The 16,495-nt window shown below is 74.6% G+C and carries 12 protein-coding genes; 3 read left to right on the top strand and 9 right to left on the bottom strand.

Annotated features, from left to right (window positions below):
* Positions 1-116: 116 nt before the first annotated feature.
* Positions 117-497 (top strand): SHOCT domain-containing protein, encoded by a 381-nt coding sequence (locus tag QNH85_RS00435; RefSeq protein WP_282943819.1) that lies wholly within the window; start codon positions 117-119, stop codon positions 495-497.
* A gap of 28 nt (positions 498-525) precedes the next feature.
* Here the strand turns inward: QNH85_RS00435 and QNH85_RS00430 are convergent, their stop codons facing one another.
* A complete protein-coding gene (locus QNH85_RS00430) occupies positions 526-2,937 on the bottom strand; it encodes a glycoside hydrolase family 31 protein (protein ID WP_282943818.1) in 2,412 nt (803 codons plus the stop codon).
* A gap of 149 nt (positions 2,938-3,086) precedes the next feature.
* Here QNH85_RS00430 and QNH85_RS00425 point away from each other — a divergent pair, with 149 nt between their 5' ends.
* The gene (locus QNH85_RS00425) at positions 3,087-4,097 is read left to right on the top strand and encodes a LacI family DNA-binding transcriptional regulator (protein WP_282943816.1); all 1,011 of its coding nucleotides are present in this window, start codon (positions 3,087-3,089) and stop codon (positions 4,095-4,097) included.
* Positions 4,098-4,144: 47 nt separating this feature from the next.
* Here QNH85_RS00425 and QNH85_RS00420 read toward each other — a convergent pair whose 3' ends face one another.
* Together QNH85_RS00420 and QNH85_RS00415 are read right to left on the bottom strand one after the other, a co-directional pair.
* Positions 4,145-4,300 carry a chromosome partitioning protein gene (locus QNH85_RS00420; protein WP_282943814.1) on the bottom strand — a complete coding sequence of 52 codons (156 nt, stop codon included), beginning with the start codon at positions 4,298-4,300 and terminating at the stop codon, positions 4,145-4,147.
* A gap of 49 nt (positions 4,301-4,349) precedes the next feature.
* Positions 4,350-5,339 carry a hypothetical protein gene (locus QNH85_RS00415; protein ID WP_282943813.1) on the bottom strand — a complete coding sequence of 330 codons (990 nt, stop codon included), beginning with the start codon at positions 5,337-5,339 and terminating at the stop codon, positions 4,350-4,352.
* A 252-nt stretch (positions 5,340-5,591) separates the two neighbouring features.
* On the opposite strand from QNH85_RS00415, the gene QNH85_RS00410 reads away from it, so the two are divergent.
* On the top strand, positions 5,592-6,434 hold the full coding sequence (locus QNH85_RS00410) for an alpha/beta hydrolase (RefSeq protein WP_282943811.1): 843 nt from the start codon (positions 5,592-5,594) through the stop codon (positions 6,432-6,434).
* 24 nt (positions 6,435-6,458) lie between these two features.
* Here the strand turns inward: QNH85_RS00410 and QNH85_RS00405 are convergent, their stop codons facing one another.
* The 6 genes from QNH85_RS00405 to gltB form a co-directional block, all read right to left on the bottom strand.
* The gene (locus tag QNH85_RS00405; RefSeq protein ID WP_346016277.1) at positions 6,459-7,109 is read right to left on the bottom strand and encodes a nucleoside/nucleotide kinase family protein; all 651 of its coding nucleotides are present in this window, start codon (positions 7,107-7,109) and stop codon (positions 6,459-6,461) included.
* Between the two features lie 58 nt (positions 7,110-7,167).
* The gene (locus QNH85_RS00400; RefSeq protein WP_282943810.1) at positions 7,168-7,677 is read right to left on the bottom strand and encodes a mycothiol transferase; all 510 of its coding nucleotides are present in this window, start codon (positions 7,675-7,677) and stop codon (positions 7,168-7,170) included.
* Between the two features lie 91 nt (positions 7,678-7,768).
* Complete coding sequence (locus QNH85_RS00395; RefSeq protein ID WP_282943809.1) at positions 7,769-8,437, bottom strand: SRPBCC family protein; 669 nt, start codon at positions 8,435-8,437, stop codon at positions 7,769-7,771.
* Positions 8,438-8,615: 178 nt separating this feature from the next.
* Positions 8,616-10,046, bottom strand: coding sequence for a pyruvate kinase (gene pyk, locus QNH85_RS00390; RefSeq protein ID WP_213281629.1), 1,431 nt, complete (start codon positions 10,044-10,046; stop codon positions 8,616-8,618).
* A gap of 330 nt (positions 10,047-10,376) precedes the next feature.
* Positions 10,377-11,858 carry a glutamate synthase subunit beta gene (locus QNH85_RS00385; protein ID WP_282943808.1) on the bottom strand — a complete coding sequence of 494 codons (1,482 nt, stop codon included), beginning with the start codon at positions 11,856-11,858 and terminating at the stop codon, positions 10,377-10,379.
* A complete protein-coding gene (gene gltB / locus QNH85_RS00380; protein ID WP_282943806.1) occupies positions 11,851-16,425 on the bottom strand; it encodes a glutamate synthase large subunit in 4,575 nt (1,524 codons plus the stop codon). The genes QNH85_RS00385 and gltB overlap by 8 nt, the downstream gene beginning before the upstream one ends.
* Positions 16,426-16,495: the final 70 nt, after the last annotated feature.

Genomic DNA, 16,495 nt, shown 5'->3' with positions numbered 1-16,495 from the left:
GTGAACGCCCTGCTCCCACCGGCGACTCACCCCGGCCGGGTGAGGTGCGCCGCTCGTGGGCGAGGACCGTGGGAACCGTCGGCACACGGGTGCCGACAGCTGACGGAGGTGGCGCCGTGGACTCGTTCTGGGACTGGTTCTGGTTGATGGTCTGGTGGTTCGTGTTCCTGACCTACCTGATGCTGCTCTGGCAGATCTGCGGTGACCTGTTCCGCGACCGCCGGACGAGCGGCTGGGTCAAGGCGCTCTGGATCGTCGCTCTGGTGGTGCTCCCGTACCTGTCGGTCCTCGTCTACGTCATCGCCCGCGGACGCGGCATGGCGGAGCGGCACACCGAGGCGATGGTGAAGGCGCGCCGGCAGACCGACGAGTACATCCGGGAGACGGCCGGCCGGTCGGCGGTCAGCGAGATCGCGGACGCGAAGTCGCTGCTCGACCAGGGGGCCATCAGCCAGGAGGAGTTCGGCCACATCAAGGAGCGCGCGCTGGCGGGCTGAGCGTCCCCCGGGCGCCGTGGCGGGCGGCTCAGCCGAGCAGCTCCAGCAGGGCGCCGAGCACGGTGTCGGGCAGACCCAGCGCGTGCCAGCGCTGCGCGAGCCCGGCACCGCCGGCGCCCCGCGCGGCCTCGAGCGCCTGCGTCTTGAGGCCGATGGACATCCGCAGGGGCGCGAGGAGCCGCACCACGTCGGCCGGCAGGTCCGGCGCGGGGGGCACCAGGCCGGACACGACCACCCGGAGGCCGGCCGTCAGGTCGACCGGTCCGAGGTCGACGCCCGCGCCGACGGCGTCCCCGTCGGCCGGCGCACCCCCGTCCGATCCCAGCGCCACCACGCCCGCCCGCCCGCCGGGCGCGCCGTGCACCTGCACCTCGGGCCCGGGCACGAGCCCGACGACCTCCAGCCGCAGGTGCCGGTCCGTGCGAGCGCCGCGTCCGGGCTCCACGGTCAGCACCACGTCCCCCTCCGGCCCGAGCGCGTCGAGCGCGAACCGGGTGACGTGCGGGACGGGTGCGGCGGAGCCGTCGTCCTCGACCAGCGTCGCCTCGCCGGCCGGCCCCGGGAACACCCGCAGGGTCAGCTCGCGGGGCGCGTCGTCGACGGCGTCGCCCGGGTCGCCCGCCAGCGGCAGCACCGCCCCCGCGCGCGCGAGCACGGGCATCTCGGCGACCCCGCGGTGCAGGCGGACGCGCCGGCCGCCGCGGTACCGCCGTCCGGTGAACAGGTCGTGCCAGTCGCCGTCGGGCAGCCAGGTCTCGACGGCGGCGAGCCCGGTCGCGTCCACCGGCGCGGTGACGGGCGCGACGACCAGGTCCGGCCCGAACAGGAACGTGCTCGGCACCTCGTACGCGCCCGCGTCCTGCGGGTGGTCGTGGTACATCGGCCGGACGGGTCCGACGCCGTCGGTGTGCGCGCGCCACATCGCGGTGTACAGGTACGGCACGAGCGCGTGCCGCAGCCGGAGGTACCGCGTCATCGCCGCGGCCGTGTCGTCGTCGTACCGCCACGGCTCCTTGGCCACGAACGGGTTCGAGGCCGAGTGCAGCCGGTTCACCGGGGAGAACGCCCCCAGCTGGTACCAGCGCACCATCAGCTCGGGGTCGTGCTGGACCGGGTAGTGCCCGCCGATGTCGTGGCTCCACCAGAAGTAGCCCACGTTCGCCGCGGTGGCGGTGAACTCCGGCTGAGCGGCCAGCGACGCCCAGGTCGCGTACGTGTCGCCGGAGAACCCGACGGGCTGCCGGTGCGAGCCCAGCCCGGCGTACCGGGAGAACGTGAGCGGCCGGCGCCCGTCCCGGCCGGAGTCCCGGTAGTGCACGTGGTTGAGCATCCACAGCGGGTCGAGGCCGGCGACACGGGACGCCTCCCCGGACTGCCAGTCGAGCCACCACAGGTCGACCCCGGCGTCCTCGTGGGGGTGGTGCAGGCGCCGCAGGTAGGTGTCGACGAACCGCGGGTCCGTGATGTCGAACGCGACCGGGAGGCCCTCCTCGGGGTCCAGGCCCAGGTCCCGCGCCACGTCGGGGTACGCCGCCTCGTGCCGTCGCACCCCGTCCGCCGGGTGCGTGTTGAGCGAGACGTGCAGGCCCCGGCGGTGCAGCTCGGCCAGGAACCGCGGCGGGTCGGGGAACAGGTCCGTGTTCCAGGTGTAGCCGGTCCACCCGGAGCCCAGCGCGGGGTCGATGTCGACCAGGTGCCAGTCCATGTCGACCACCGCGACCGACAGCGGCACGCCGGCGTCGGCGAACCGGTCCATCAGGTCCAGGTACTCGCGCTCGTCGTACCGGTGGAACCGGCTCCACCAGGTGCCGAGCGCCCAGCGCGGGAGCAGCGGGCTCGGGCCGGTCAGCCGGAAGAAGTCCCGGAGCGCGGCCTGGTGGTCGCGGCCGTAGCCGAACAGGTACAGGTCCTGCGCCTCCCCGGCGCGCGGCACCGGCCAGTCGTCGACCAGCGCGAGCGACCCGGAGTCGTCCACGAGCGCGAACCCGTCGCGGGAGAGCAGGCCGGGCTCGATCTCGGGCCGGCCGTCGACGTCGTCCAGGGTGCGCGCGGTGCCGCCGAGGTTGCTGCGGTGCCCCCCGCGGCCCCACGGGTCGTCGCCGTACCGCCACTGCGTGTGGTGCGAGGCCTGCGCGCGCTGCCGCAGGTCGACGGTGAGGCCCGACGGCGTGAGGTCCCCGCGGTCGTACCGCAGGTGCAGGTGCTCGGTCCACAGGTCCAGGCCGCCCTCGTCCTCCCGCACGGTGACCTCGGGCGCGTCGAACCGGCGCCGGCGCACCAGCTGGGTGGGACGGTCCTCGAACGCGCCGACGACGGAGCGCTCGATGCGCAGCAGCCGGGAGGTGAGGACGGTGATCCGGAAGCCCGGTCCGGCGACGACCGCCGCGGGGTCGGCGACCGCCAGGTCCGCGGCGTCGGAGGCGGGCAGGGGCTGGGGCATCGGCGGTGACTCCTTCGTCCGGCACGCCGCGGCGCCCCGGCTGGTTCCGGAGGTTTAGCGGTATACCTTGGCGCTGCGACGGTAGCCGCGCCGCTCACGCGCCGTCAACGCGGGTACCGGGCGACACGCAGGACGAGGAGAGGACCACCATGGCGACGATGCGGGACGTGGCCCGAGCGGCCGGCGTCTCCCCCATGACCGTCTCGAACGTGCTCCACGGCCGCAGCGCCCGCGTCTCCCCGTCGACGGTGCGGGCGGTCGAGGACGCGATCGCCCGGCTCGGCTACGTCCCCAACGGGGTGGCGAGGGCGCTGTCCGCGCGGGCGTCCGGGATCGTGGCCCTCGTCTACCCCTCGGGCGACGAGGACGCACCGGCGCTGGCCAACCCGCACGACTCCGTGCTCGTCGGCGAGATCGAGCGCGCCGTGGGCCGGTCCGGGCGGCACCTGATGATCCACGGCTCGGCCGACGTCCTCACCACCACGGCGAACCTGCGGACCTGGTCCGTCGACGGCGCCCTCTTCCTGGGCGTCTTCGCCGACCAGGTCGACGAGCTGCGGGCGCACGCCGACATCCCCCTGGTGTTCGTCGACACCGACGCGCCGGGGGCGGCGAGCGTGGGCGTCGACGACCGGCTGGGCGGGTGGCTGGCCGGCGCGCACCTGACGGGCCTCGGGCACCGCGCGCACGCGTTTGTCGGCCCGGACGCGAGCGTCACCGGGGTGGTGCAGGAGCGGCACGCCGGCTGGTCCGCCGCGCTCCGGGAGCACGGGCTCGACCTCGCGGAGATGCCCGTGCTCCGCGTGACGGACGCGACCTTCGAGGCCGGTCGCGCCGCCGCGGAGCGGCTGCTGGCGCTCCCCGAGCCGCCGGCCGCCGTGTTCTGCGCGGCGGACGTCCTCGCGGTGGGCCTGATGACGGGCCTGGCGGACGCCGGGGTGCGGGTGCCGCGGGACGTGTCGGTCGTCGGCTTCGACGACACCCCGGAGTGCCGCTACGTCTCGCCCGCGCTCACCACGGTGCGCCAGGACGTCCGCGCCAAGGGCCGCACGGCCGTGGAGCTGCTGCACCGGCTCGTCACGGGCGACGCCGCCACGCCGTCGCGGACCGTCCTGCCGGTGGAGCTGGTCGAGCGGGACAGCACCGCTCCGCCGCGCTGACGCGTCCCACCGGTCGCGGTGGACCTCGGACCGGCGCAGCGGAGCGGTCAGCCCCGGGCGTCGCCCGTCGGGTCGTCGTCGCGCTGCTCGTCGCGGGTCGGCGCCTCGCCCTCGTGGTCGTCGGGCAGGGGGTCGGGGTCGACGCCGAGCGACGGGAGGTCGGGCTGCTGGGGGTCGAAGCTGTCGGGCAGGTCCTCGCTCATGGCACCACCGTGGCACCACGACCCGCCGTCCGCACCCGGACGGACGCCGTCAGCCGAGCAGGCGCCCCAGCACCCGCTCGGCGTCGGATCCCGCGGGCACGGGCAGGTCCAGCGACGCGTCCCCGGCCCGGAGCGTGACCACCGTGACGTCGGGGTACCCGGGGTGCGGCCGCGTCTGCGCACCGGTGAGCCGGTCGAGGGGCAGCACGAGCCGCGACTCCGAGTGCACCGGCGTCCGACCGCGGGCGAGCCACGCGCGCCGGCCGAACACCTGCAGCTCGCGGCCGTTCGTGGCGAGGATCGCGGCGTGCAGGGTCATGGGACGCAGCACGTTCCCGACCTGGGCGAGCCCGCCGCGGCCGGGCGCCACCGTCTGGCGCGGGTGCGCCGCCACGACGCGCAGCCCCGGCTCCCGGTCGGCGATCTCCCGGTACGCGCTCACCAGGCCGATGTCGTGCTCGCCGAGCGCCCGCCGCTCGAGGCGGCCCGTGCCGGGACCGAGGTCGACGAGCGGCGCCGGCGGTCCGTAGCTCGGCACCGGCCACGCGAGCTCGCGCAGGAGCTCGACCAGCTCGGTGATCACGTCGCCGGAGGAGCCGCTGTACCGCACCTCGACCGGGGCCCCGGTCAGCGCGTGCACCGTCAGGCGCCCGTCGAGCAGGTCCACGCTCGTGCCCACCGCCGCGACCCGGTCGTAGGGGATCTCCCGGACGTCGTACCGCCGGCCCTCGCGCGGCCCCTCGTGCCGCCCCGCGCCCGGCGCCGGGACCCGGGTGAGCACGGTGAACCGGTCGGGGCCGAGGACCAGCAGGTGGTCGTACAGGTCCATGTCCGGGTTGGCGTCGCGCCGCGCGATGTCCCGCGGCACCTTCAGCACCAGCCGGCTGCCGGCCAGGTCGACCGCGTGGTCGCGGAACAGCGGGGGCACGTCCTCCGGGGTCCGCACCGGGTCGACCCAGGGGCCGAACGCGTCGAACTCGGCGGTGCGCCGCTCCGGTGCCCCCGGGTGCTCGGGTCCTCGGACCGCTGCCGCGTTCATGATCTGCCTCCGGTTCGTGCCGTCCCGCTCAGCATGCACCTCGGCCCGGTGCGGCACCAGCGCGACCCGCCCGCCCCCTTCCCCTCGCAGGTCAGGGCGCGCCATGATGCCCGAGGGGACGCTGTGCGGGCGGACGGCTCGACGCCGCCGCCGACGCTCCCCGGGTGCACCGCGCGAGACCACGACACACGTCGGGCAGACCCTGCGTCTGCTCACCCGTCCTCCGCCCGACCCACCCTCTTGGGAGCCGTCATGACCGATCCCGCCCTGCCCGCCGGAGCCCCGGACACCATCGTCCTGGTGCACGGCCTCTGGATGACCCCGCGCTCCTGGGAGCACTGGGTGCCGTACTACGAGGCGAAGGGCTACCGGGTGCTCACGCCCGGGTACCCCGGCTTCGAGGTCGAGGTGGAGGCCCTGCGGGCCGACCCGTCGATCATCGCCGACCTGACCGTGCCGCAGACCGTGGAGCACCTCGCCGGGGTGGTCGAGTCGCTGGCCGCGCCGCCGATCATCATGGGCCACTCGTTCGGCGGCACGCTGACGCAGCTGCTCCTGGCCCGCGGGCTCGGCGCGGCCGGCGTGGCGATCAACTCCGCGCCGACCGAGAACGTCTACGTGACGCCGCCGTCCCAGCTGAAGGCGCTGTCACCGGCGTTCACGCACCTCGCGTCCCGGCACCAGGCCGTCGCGTTCACCCCCGAGCAGTTCCACTACGCGTTCACGAACACCCTCAGCCGCGAGGACTCCGACGCGGCCTGGGAGCGGTACGCGGTCGGGGCCCCGGGTGCGTGGCTGTGGGCGTACGGGCTCCTGGCGAACTTCACGCCCGGGCACCAGGAGACCTGGGTCGACTACGACCAGGACCGGGCGCCGCTGCTGTTCGTCGGCGGCGGGTCGGACCACATCATGCCGCCGTCCGTGAACAAGGGGAACGCCAGGAAGTACGCGAAGTCCCCCGCGGTGACCGAGTACCAGGAGCTCGCCGGCCGGTCGCACTGGACCTGCGCCGAGCCGGGGTGGGAGGCCGTCGCCGACCTCGCGCTCGACTGGGCGGTCGCGCACGCGCGGACGGCGGCGGTCGAGGCCGGCTGAACATGCCGGCGGCGGACGTGGTGGTCAGCGCTCGACGACCCACCCCGGTCGACGGGGGTCGTCGACCCGGACCACCACGTCCGCCGCGCGCTCCGGGTCCGTCTCGGCGCGGTACCGCTCCTCCGCGGGCAGGCGCCACGCCTCGTGCGGGGGCGTGAGCCGCGCGAGGGTGTCGGGGCGCACCGCGAGGTGCACCGTCAGGTCGGCCGGGAGCCACTGCCCGAGCAGCAGCCCGCCGTCCAGCAGCAGCACGGCCCCGGGTGGCGCCGGGGTGCGGGCCGCCCGCGCCGACCGGTCGCGCGCCGCGTCCCACAGCGCCGGCAGGTAGCTGCCGTCGCCTCCCGGGCCCAGCGGATCGAGGACCTCCCGGATCAGCGCCCCCGTGTCGAGGGCGTCGTCGAGCAGCGCGTCCGGGTCCTGGCGCCCGTGCTCGAACCGCACCCCCGCGGGCCGCAGGAAGTCCCCGGCGGACACGCGGACCACGGCACGCCCCCGCGCGCGCAGCGGCTCGACGAGCGCGTCCGCGAGGGCGCCCGGCCGCGTCGGCGGGGCGCCGTCGAGCAGCACCCGCCACCGCCGGCCGGGGTCCGTGGCGCGCTCCGCGGCGAGGTCGTCGAGCACCCGGTCCACGAGCCGCTCGACGAGCACCTCCGGCGACACGGGCTGCACACGCACCCGCCCAGTCTGCCCGGTCGCGCGGGGAGGTCGGCGCCGGGAGGTCGGCGCGGTCAGGTCAGCCCTGCGACGTGACGACGCCCTTGATGAACGCCGCCTGCCCGGCGTGCTCCAGGACGTCCCCGAGCACGCTGACCAGGCGGACGCCGACGGTCACCGGCGGGTCCCACCGCTCGTCCACGACCCGGCCGAGGTCGTCCTCGCCGAGCCGCGCCAGGTACGCGTCCGTCGCCGCCCGCGTCGCGTCGGCGTACGCGCCGAGCAGCTCCGCCGTCGCGCGGACCTGCGCGACCTCGTCGGGGCTCTGGCCGTAGCCCGTGGCGTCCCGGTCGAACGGCAGGTCGAACCGGTCCACGAAGCCCTGCGCGGTCCACACCTGCTCCGTGCCGGCGACCTCCGCCACCTGCGCGTCCTCGACCCGGGACAGGTGCCACACGAGCCACGCGATCGTGTTCGCCTCCGGGCCGAGGCGCGCGGTCAGCTCCCGCTCCCCCAGCCCGTCCAGCACCCCGTGCACCAGCTCCCCGAGCCGGCCGTACCCGTCCTGCAGCACCGCGACGCCGTCCACACCCGCTCCTCACCGGCCGCCCGCGCGACCACCCGACTCCGTCACCAGCGACGTTATGCCCGTCGGTCGGACCCGCGCACGGGGAACGCGGTCAGGCGGGGCCGGCGGCGGTGCCGGTTGCCGGGCCGGTGCGCTCCGCGCGGTCGCGGACGCCCCGGAGCATCCGCTGCGTCATCAGCAGGCTCACCCAGGACACGCCCTCGACCATCCACCGCGCCCACGGCTCGGTGTACCCGTACCGCTCGCGGACGACCAGCCGCGACGTCCCCGGCAGCACGCCCGGGCGCAGCACGAACGACCAGACGAAGTCGAAGGGAGCGGCGTCCTCGTCCGGCAGCGCCGGCCCCGCCCCGTGCAGCACGAGCGCCCGGTCCGGCTCCAGGCGCGCGACGGCGAGCGTGAGGGGGCCGCCGAGCCGGACCTCGTCGCCCACCGCGAGGTCCTGCCACCGGTCCTCGACGCGGTCGGCGCTGCGGATGCCGAGCCCCGCGAGGTTCTCCAGCGCGTCGTAGCTGTAGAAGCCGCCGCGGCCCTGCCCGATCTGGACCAGCCACGGCCACACCCGCTCGGCGGGGGCGCGGACGGTGATCGCGCGGGTGGCGACCAGGTCCGCGTCGGGCAGCAGCTCGTCACCGGCGAGGCCCACCGACAGCTCGACCTGGGTGGCTCCCCAGCGCAGGCCGCGGTGGCGGGCGACGGCGTAGCCGGCGGCGGCGGCCGCCCCGACGAGGACGGTGCGCAGGGCGCGGGTGCGGGTCATGCCGGACACTCCACCAGCCGCCGCGGCGCCGCACCAGGACCGAACGTCCCGGAGCCCACCGCGCCGCCGGAGCCCAGCGGGCCCCGGGGCCCACCGCGCCCGGAGCCCACCGCCCCCGGACGCGAGAGGGGCCCCGCAGCGCTCGGCTGCGGGGCCCCTCCGACGGGACGCGGGTGCGTCAGGCGACGCGGCCGGCCGCGTCGTCGCCGATCTTGTGCACGATGATCGAGTTCGTCGACCCGACGACGCCGACCGGCGTACCGGCCACGACGACGACGTAGTCGCCGACCTCGGCGAGGCCCTGCGCGCGGAGCGTGTGCTCCACCTGCTGGACCATCGCGTCGGTGTGCTCGACCTGCGGCACCTCGTACGTCTGCGTGCCCCAGCTCAGCGACAGGGTGTTGCGGACCGACGCGGTCGGCGTGAACGCCAGCAGCGGGATGGCCGAGCGCAGGCGGGACATCCGGCGCGCGGAGTCACCGGACTGCGTGAACGTCACCAGGTACTTCACGCCGAGCGTCTCGCCGATCTCGGCGGCCGCACGGGTGATGGCCCCACCGCGGGTGTGCGGCGTGGAGCCGAGGGGCGCGATGCGCTCCCGGCCGAGCTCCTCGGTCGCCTCGATGATCCGGGCCATGGTGCGGACCGTCTCGATCGGGTACTCGCCCACGCTCGTCTCGCCGGACAGCATGACCGCGTCGGCGCCGTCGAGCACGGCGTTCGCGCAGTCGGACGTCTCGGCGCGCGTCGGGCGCGGGTTGTTCGTCATCGACTCGAGCACCTGGGTGGCGACGATGACCGGCTTCGCGTTGCGGCGGGCCAGCTCGACGGCGCGCTTCTGGACGAGCGGCACCTGCTCCAGCGGGAGCTCGACGCCGAGGTCGCCACGGGCGACCATGATGCCGTCGAACGCGTCGACGATCTCGGCCAGGTTCTCGACGGCCTGCGGCTTCTCGATCTTGGCGATGACCGGGACGACCCGGCCCTCCTCCTCCATGATCCGGCGCACGTCGTCGTAGTCGGCGGCGTTGCGGACGAAGGACAGCGCGATGATGTCCGCGCCGGTGCGCAGCGCCCAGCGCAGGTCCTCCTCGTCCTTGTCGCTCATCGCGGGGACGGACACGGCGACGCCGGGCAGGTTGATGCCCTTGTTGTTCGAGACCGGGCCGCCGACCTCGACGCGGGTGACGACGCGCGGGCCCTCGACGGCGGTGACGCGCACGAGCACGCGGCCGTCGTCGATGAGCAGCGGGTCCCCGACGCGGGCGTCGTCCGCGAGGCCCTTGTGCGTGGTGGAGACGAGCTCCTTGGTGCCCGGGACGTCCTCGGTGGTGATCGTGAAGGTGTCACCCTCGGCGAGGACGTGCTTGCCCTCGACGAACCGGCCCAGGCGGATCTTCGGGCCCTGGAGGTCCACCAGCACGGCGACCGAGCGGCCGGAGGCCTTGGCGGCGGCGCGCACGTTGTCGTACACGCGCTTGTGCACCTCGGTCTCGCCGTGGCTGCGGTTCAGACGGGCGACGTCCATCCCGGCGTCGACAAGGGCCTGGATCTGCTCGGCGGACTCCGTGGCGGGGCCGATGGTGCAGACGATCTTCGCTCTACGCATGGGGGAAAGCCTAGGCCTTTCGTGACAGACGGTTCGGACCGAACGTCCTGGTCGACGGTGGCCTGCCGGGACGTGCGCGGTTGATGGTCGACGGCCGCCTCGCCACCGCGCTCGTGGAGCGGGAACCGAGGTGCTGCCGGACACCGAGGAGTCTACGGCCGCCACGGGGCCGCGCCCGGCCGCCACGGCGTGCACCGGGGGTGACGGCACCCGTGCCGCCCCGTCGCCGGCGCGCGGGGACGGACGTAGGTCCCAGAGTTCGCGTGACGTTCGTCCGCCCGTCGCGGCGGCGACCCGTGCGGGCCGGCGGGCGACGGGCGGACGACGGCGTCAGGCGCGCAGCGCGACGGTGCCGGCCGTGACGGGCGACGGCAGCTCGGTGCTGCCGCCCAGGTAGGTGTCCACCGCGGCGGCGGCGGCCCGGCCCTCGGCGATCGCCCACACGATGAGCGACTGCCCGCGACCGGCGTCGCCGGCCACGAACACGCCGGGCACCGAGGTCGCGAAGTCGTCCGTGCGCCGCACCGTGCCGCGCGACGTCAGGTCGACGCCGGCCTGCGCGACGAGGTCCTCGGTCTCCGGGCCGGTGAAGCCCATCGCGATCAGGACCAGGTCCGCCGGGATGTCCCGCTCGGTGCCCGCGGCCGGGACGCGCCGGCCGTCGGGCTGGTACTCGGTGGTGGCGAGGCGCAGGTGCCGCACGTCACCGTTCTCGTCGCCGACGAAGGCCACGGTCGACGCGAGGAACGCGCGCTCGCCGCCCTCCTCGTGCGAGGACGACACCTCGAACAGCACCGGGTCGGTCGGCCACGGCTGGTGCGCGGGGCGCTCCAGCGGCGGCTGCTTGCCGATGGCCAGGGTGGTGACGGACGCCGCGCCCTGCCGCAGGGCCGTGCCCACGCAGTCCGAGCCGGTGTCGCCGCCGCCGATGACCACGACGTGCTTGCCCGCCGCGTCGATCGGGTCCGCGACGACCTTGCCCGCGACCAGCGCGTTCGACTGGTGCAGGTAGTCCATCGCCGGGTGGATGCCCGCGAGCTCCCGCCCGGGCAGCGGCAGGTCCCGCGGCACGGTGGAGCCGGTGGCCACCACGACGGCGTCGTACCGGGACCGCAGCTGGTCCCAGGTGATGTCCTTGCCGATCTCGACGTTCGGCCGGAACCGGGTGCCCTCGGCCCGCATCTGGTCCAGGCGGCGGTCGATGTGCCGCTTCTCGAGCTTGAAGTCCGGCACGCCGTAGCGCAGCAGGCCGCCGATCTCGTCGTCCCGCTCGTACACGGCGACGGTGTGCCCGGCGCGCGTGAGCTGCTGGGCGGCCGCGAGCCCCGCGGGACCCGAGCCGACGACGGCGACCGTGTGGCCGGACAGCCGCTGCGGCACCTGCGGGTGCACCAAACCGCGGTCGAACGCCTCGTCGATGATCGAGACCTCGACGTGCTTGATCGTCACCGGCGGCTGGTTGATCCCCAGCACGCACGCCGACTCGCACGGCGCGGGGCAGATCCGCCCCGTGAACTCCGGGAAGTTGTTCGTGGCGTGCAGGCGCTCGATGGCGTCGCCCCACTGCCCGCGCCAGACCAGGTCGTTCCACTCGGGGATGAGGTTCCCCAGCGGGCACCCGTTGTGGCAGAACGGCACGCCGCAGTCCATGCAGCGCCCGGCCTGCCGGTGCAGGAGCGCACCCGCCTCCGGGTCCTCCTGCGACGAGCGGTGCTCGTGCACCTCGCGCCAGTCCATGAGCCGCAGGGGCACCGGACGGTTCGCGGGCAGCTCGCGCTCCCGCACCTTCATGAAGCCGCGGGGGTCAGCCACGAGCCACCTCCAAGATGCCCTCCCAGACGCCGGGCGTGCTCGGGTCCAGCCCGTCCGCCTCGGCCTTCGCCAGCGCCGCGCGGACGCGCGAGTACTCGGTCGGCCGCACCCGGGTGAACCGGGAGCGGGTGGCGGCGGGGTCGGCGAGCAGCTCGGCGGCGACCCGCGAGCCCGTCTCGTCGGCGTGCCGCCGCAGCAGGTCCAGCACGAGGGCCGCGTCCTCGTCGTCGAGCGGGTCGAGCCCGATCTCGCCGGCGGCGGCCGCCTGGACGTTCACGCGCTCGGGCTTCAGGTCGAGCACGTACGCCGTGCCGCCCGACATGCCCGCCGCGAAGTTGCGGCCGGTGCGGCCGAGCACGAGCACGGTCCCGCCCGTCATGTACTCGCAGCCGTGGTCGCCCACGCCCTCCACGACCAGGGTCGCGCCGGAGTTCCGGACGCCGAACCGCTCCCCGACGACGCCGCGCAGGAACATCTCCCCCGACGTCGCCCCGTAGCCCAGGACGTTGCCGGCGATGACGTTGTGCTCGCCGGTCAGCACGGCGTTGCGGTCGGGGCGGACGACGATCCGGCCGCCGGACAGGCCCTTGCCGACGTAGTCGTTCGCGTCGCCCTCGAGCCGGAGCGTCACGCCGCGGGGCACGAACGCGCCGAACGACTGCCCGGCCGAGCCGGTCAGCGCGACCTCGATGGTGTCGTCGGGCAGGCCCTGGCCGCCGTACCGGCGGGTGACCTCGTGGCCGAGCATCGTGCCGACGGTGCGGTTGACGTTCCGCACGGGGAGCTCGATCCGCACCGGGCGGGCGTCCTCGAGCGCGTCCGCCGCCATCGCGATGAACTGGTTGTCCAGGGCGCGGTCGAGCCCGTGGTCCTGGTCCTTCACGTGGTGCAGCGCCGAGCCGGGCACCGGCTCCGGGACCGCCAGCACGGGGGCCAGGTCGAGGCCCTGCGCCTTCCAGTGGTCGACCGCCTTGCGGGTGTCGAGCAGCTCGACGTGCCCCACGGCCTCCACGATGCTGCGGAAGCCGAGCTCGGCGAGCAGCTCGCGGACCTCCTGCGCGATGAACTCGAAGAACGTGACGACGAACTCCGGCTTCCCGGTGAACCGGGACCGCAGGTCGGGGTTCTGCGTCGCGACGCCGACCGGGCAGGTGTCCAGGTGGCAGACGCGCATCATGATGCAGCCCGACACCACGAGCGGGGCGGTCGCGAAGCCGAACTCCTCGGCGCCGAGCAGCGCGCCGATCAGCACGTCGCGGCCGGTCTTCAGCTGGCCGTCCACCTGCACCACCACGCGGTCGCGCAGGTCGTTGAGCACGAGCGTCTGCTGGGTCTCGGCCAGGCCGATCTCCCACGGCGTGCCCGCGTGCTTGAGGCTGGTGAGCGGGGACGCGCCCGTGCCGCCGTCGTGCCCGGAGATGAGCACGACGTCGGAGTGCGCCTTCGCCACGCCCGCCGCGACGGTGCCGACCCCGAACTCGCTGACGAGCTTGGTGTGGATCCGCGCCCGCGGGTTCGCGTTCTTGGCGTCGTGGATGAGCTGCGCCAGGTCCTCGATCGAGTAGATGTCGTGGTGCGGCGGCGGCGAGATGAGCCCGACGCCGGGCGTGGAGTGCCGGGTCTTCGCGACCCACGGGTAGACCTTCGGGCCGGGCAGCTGACCGCCCTCGCCGGGCTTGGCGCCCTGGGCGAGCTTGATCTGGATGTCGTCCGCGAACGTCAGGTACTCGGAGGTCACGCCGAACCGGCCGGACGCGATCTGCTTGATCGCCGAGCGCCGCTCGGGGTCGTGCAGGCGCTCCGGGTCCTCGCCGCCCTCGCCGGTGTTCGACTTGGCGCCGAGCCGGTTCATGGCGATCGCGAGGGTCTCGTGCGCCTCCGCGGAGATGGAGCCGTACGACATGGCGCCGGTGCTGAACCGCTTCACGATCTCGCTGACCGGCTCGACCTCGTCGATCGGGACCGGCGGGCGCTCGCCCTTCTTGAAGTCCAGCAGGCCGCGCAGCGTCATCAGCCGCTGCGACTGCTCGTTGACCCGCGTCGTGTACGACCGGAACACGTCCATCTGCCGCGTGCGGGTGGAGTGCTGCAGCCGGAACACCGTCTCCGGGTCGAACAGGTGGTCCTCGCCGTCGCGGCGCCACTGGTACTCGCCGCCGGTGGCCAGGCGGCGGTGCGCCAGCCGGTTGCCGTTCGGGGGGTACGCGTCGGCGTGCCGGGCCGCGACCTCCGCGGCGATGACGTCCAGGCCGATGCCGCCGAGCCGGCTGGTGGTGCCGGTGAAGTACCGGTCCACGAGCGCGTGCGACAGGCCGATGGCCTCGAACACCTGCGCGCCGCGGTACGACGCGATGGTCGAGATGCCCATCTTCGACATGACCTTCAGGACGCCCTTGCCGAGCGCCTTGATGAGGTTCTTGACCGCCTGCTCCGGCGTGACGCCCTGCAGGTAGCCGGCTGCCGCGAGGTCCTCGACGGACTCCATCGCCAGGTACGGGTTCACCGCGGCGGCGCCGTAGCCGATGAGCAGCGCGACGTGGTGCACCTCCCGCACGTCACCGGCCTCGACGACCAGCGACACCTGGGTGCGGGTGTGCCGGCGCAGCAGGTGGTGGTGCACGGCGGACAGCAGGAGCAGGGACGGGATCGGCGCGCGGTCGGCGTCGGAGTCGCGGTCGGACAGCACGAGGAAGCTCACGCCGTCCGCGATGGCCTGGTCGACCTCGGCGAAGATCTCGTCGAGCCGCTGCTCGAGAGCCTCGCCGCCGCCGTCGACCTTGTACAGGCCCCGGATGATCGCCGCGCGGAACACGCCCGCCATGGCGGGGTCCTTGTCGATCTTGACGATCTTCGCCAGGCCGTCGTTGTCCAGCACGGGGAACGGCAGCACGAGCTTGCGCGCGTGCAGCGGCGTGTCCTCGAGCAGGTTCGGCTCCGGGCCGATCGCGCCGCCGATGGACGTGACCAGCTCCTCGCGGATCGCGTCCAGCGGCGGGTTCGTCACCTGCGCGAACATCTGCGTGAAGTAGTCGAACAGCATCCGCGGCCGCTGCGAGAGCACCGCGACGGGCGTGTCGGACCCCATGGCGCCGAGCGGCTCCGCGCCCGAGGCACCCATGGGGGTCAGGAGGATCTTCAGCTCCTCCTCGGTGTACCCGAAGGTGCGCTGCCGGCGCCGCACCGAGGCGGCGGAGTGCGCGATGTGCTCGCGCTCGGGCAGCTGCTCCAGGTAGACGGAGTTCTCCCGCACCCAGTCCGCGTACGGGCGCTGGGCGGCGAGCTGGGACTTGATCTCGTCGTCCTCGATGATCCGGCCCTGGCCGGTGTCGACGAGGAACATCTTCCCGGGCTCCAGGCGGCCCTTGCGGACGACCGTCGCGGGGTCGAGGTCGAGCACGCCGGCCTCGGACGCCATGACGACCAGGCCGTCCTCGGTCACCCAGAACCGGCCGGGGCGCAGGCCGTTGCGGTCCTGCACCGAGCCGATGAGCGTGCCGTCGGTGAACGTCATCGCGGCCGGGCCGTCCCACGGCTCCATGAGGCTCGCGTGGTACTCGTAGAACGCCCGCCGCGCGGGGTCCATCTGCGCGTGGTTCTCCCAGGCCTCCGGGATCATCATCATGATCGCGTGCGGCAGGCTGCGGCCGCCCAGGTGCAGCAGCTCGAGCACCTCGTCGAACGAGCCGGAGTCCGACCCGCCCGGCGTGCACACCGGCAGCAGCGGGGCCAGGTCGCCGAGCAGGTCGCTCTGCAGCGTGCCCTCGCGGGCGGCCACCCAGTTGCGGTTGCCGCGGACGGTGTTGATCTCGCCGTTGTGCGCGATGAGCCGGAAGGGCTGGGCCAGCGGCCACGACGGGAACGTGTTCGTCGAGAACCGGGAGTGCACGAGCGCCAGCTCGGACGCGTACCGCGGGTCGGAGAGGTCCGCGAAGAACGGCTCCAGCTGCCCCGGGGTGAGCATGCCCTTGTAGCTGAGCGTCCGGGCGGACAGCGACGCGAAGTAGACGCCCAGCTCCCGCTCGGCCCGCTTGCGCAGCCGGAACGCACGGCGGTCCAGGTCGATGCCCGCGAGCTCCCGCGACGGGTCCGCCACCACGAGCTGCCGGAACACCGGCATGGACGAGCGCGCCGTGGGGCCGACCAGGTCCGCCGTGACCGCGACGTCGCGCCAGGCGAGGACGTCGAGCTTCTCCTCCGCCGCGACCGCCTCGACGGCGCGCACGGCGACCGCGCGCTCCTCGTCGTCGGCGGGCAGGAACGCCATGCCGATGGCGTAGTGGCCGACCGGGGGCAGCTCGGCGTCGACGACGTCCCGCAGGAACGCGTCGGGGATCTGGGTGAGGATGCCGGCGCCGTCGCCGCTGTTCTCCTCCGCGCCCACCGCGCCGCGGTGGTCGAGGTTGAGCAGGGCGGTCAGGCCGGCGTCCACGATGTCGCGGCCGGGCGTGCCGCGCAGGGTCGCGACGAACGCGAAACCGCACGCGTCGTGCTCAGCCGCCGGGTCGTACAGACCAGGCTGCTGCTGCACGGCGGGAAGAGCACCGAGACGCAGGGGCGACGCGGGCATCAGCACCGTCCTCACGGACCCGCGAGCGGGGCCAGGTAGAGCAATGGGGGGAGGCTGGGACGTCGTCGGC

Origin of the sequence: Cellulomonas endometrii (assembly GCF_949769265.1) — a bacterium.
Lineage (GTDB): Bacteria > Actinomycetota > Actinomycetes > Actinomycetales > Cellulomonadaceae > Cellulomonas > Cellulomonas endometrii.
Note: the sequence above shows the minus strand (reverse complement) of the source record. Positions and strands in the feature narration are given on the sequence as shown.